At 45.6% G+C, this 1,996-nt stretch carries 1 protein-coding gene and 2 pseudogenes; 2 read left to right on the forward strand and 1 reads right to left on the reverse strand.

Going from position 1 to position 1,996, the window contains the following annotated elements:
* Positions 1-187, forward strand: a pseudogene (locus tag ACP45E_RS11750) (MFS transporter); the annotation flags it as partial.
* 10 nt (positions 188-197) lie between these two features.
* Here ACP45E_RS11750 and ACP45E_RS11755 read toward each other — a convergent pair.
* Positions 198-1,148, reverse strand: coding sequence for a LysR family transcriptional regulator (locus tag ACP45E_RS11755; RefSeq protein WP_017038266.1), 951 nt, complete (start codon positions 1,146-1,148; stop codon positions 198-200).
* 139 nt (positions 1,149-1,287) lie between these two features.
* Here ACP45E_RS11755 and ACP45E_RS11760 point away from each other — a divergent pair.
* Positions 1,288-1,980: pseudogene (locus tag ACP45E_RS11760) on the forward strand (adenylosuccinate synthetase); the annotation flags it as partial.
* Between the last annotated feature and the right edge of the window lie 16 nt (positions 1,981-1,996).

A 1,996-nucleotide genomic window follows, 5' to 3' on the forward strand; every position in this document is an offset into this window, starting at 1 on the left:
CGGTGGGCAAATGGTGATCTCTTCCATTGTGAGCATGGGGCTGGTTTTACTGGGGCTAGACCAAGCGTGGCATCTGTCGCTGGTGATTGTGGTGTTTGCTGCGATGACATTGAGTAATATTCTGCGTGGGTTTCGCTGTTTGGACGCGCAAAATTCTGAGGCACGGCAAAATTCTGAGGCACGATAGTGACTCCCCACTATTTTATGTTACGGCTGTGCATGGCAGAAATACCATCGTTCACCCAATGAAGCAGCTGTTTGGTTGCCTTAGATAAAATCTGATTTTGCCGAACAATGTAACCAAGATCTGTGGTGGGAAAATCTGGCAAAGGTATCACTTGAGAAGTGATATTCTTGTGGGGAGATATCGCAAACTCTGGAACGATTGCGACGCCAAATCCGGCTTCTGCCCAATCAATTTGTGCATCTACGCTGCCCACTTCCATGACTCGGTAGTTGGATAGATTCAGCTTAGGCAAGGCGTTGTCAATCAACTCTCGTGTACGCGTATCATGACCGAGCAAGATGAGAGTTAACTCTTTGTCTTGCTGGTTCACTACCTTACTGTTTGTCTGATCATCTTTCTGGTCGTTTCTTTGGCGGCCTTTCTGATTATTCAGTGCTATGTTTTGTTCAAATCCTTGACCTAACGCTACCCATTTTACTTGTTGTAGCTCAACGAAATGCAGTGGCTGAGTCTGTTTTTGGGAGATGACAAATCCAAGGTCAGCCTCGGCATTTTTAACGAGTTCAGAGGCTTGGGATGAGGTGGTGTTTAACAACGCAATATCGATGCCTGGATACTGTTCTTTAAACAGCTTAAATGCTTCAATGAGCAACATGCGAGAAATAATGTCGCTGGCTGCGATGGTGATTGTGCCTTTATCTAAGTCATTTAAAGCGTTGAGATCCGCTTGGCAAACCTGTAACTCTTGAAGTGTCCGTTGGCTACTGGTTAATAAACGCTCTCCCGCTTGAGTCAGGTGGAAGGGGCTTCGTTCAATGAGTTTTACCCCTGTGGCTTGCTCGAGTTGTTTCAGGTGCAGGCTTACATTCGGTTGTGTCATATGTAACGCAATCGCTGCTTTACCAAAATGTTTGTAATCCGCCAACGTGACGAACGTTTTAAGCCAATGGATGTCGAGCATTCTTACACCTTCATGTGAGTTAGCCTACCGATGTACGGCTAGTCTATATGACTTTCTTATCAAGTTAATCATTATAATTAATTTCTCTTATTCAATCGACAGAACTAAGATGATTTCTTAATCAATTCGGAGAAAGTTTATGTCGTCTATTGTTGTTGTCGGTGCCAATTGGGGTGATGAAGGAAAAGGTCGTATTGTTGATTTTTTAGCCTCCGACGCCTCTGCCAGTGTGCGTTTTCAAGGTGGTAATAATGCGGGCCACACCGTTGTTAATGATTTTGGTACGTTTAAACTTCACCAATTACCCAGTGGTATCTTTAATCCGAATTGTATCGCCGTTCTTGGCCCTGGCATGGTGATTAGCCCAGCGGCACTGAGTGAAGAAATCGCTGAAGTTGAGGCTGCGGGGGTGAATGTTAATTTACGTATTTCTGACCGCGCGACCTTGTGTCTTCCTCTTCATGCATTGGAAGATACGTTAGAAGAACAAAGACTTGGCGATGCTGCCTATGGGTCTACTCGTCAGGGTATTGCTCCTGCTTACGGCGACCGTGTGATGAAAAAAGGCATTCTCGTTGGGTGGTTGAACCAACCAGAGGTGTTAGAGCAGCGTATTCAATTCATGCTCGACTGGAAAATGCCTCAGCTTAAAGCGCTTTATCCCGAGTGTGATTACACAGAAAACGCCGCCGAACTCACTGCATGGTTACTGGAAGTCACGAAAACGTGGCGTCCGTTTATCTGTAACGTCACCGAACCTTTGAAAGCGCTGCAAGCGAATAATGAAAACCTACTGTTTGAAGCACAATTGGGCGCGGGGCGTGACTTGGTTTAAGATCGGAAGAGCG

The organism is Vibrio genomosp. F10 str. 9ZD137 (assembly GCF_049974785.1).
GTDB lineage: Bacteria > Pseudomonadota > Gammaproteobacteria > Enterobacterales > Vibrionaceae > Vibrio.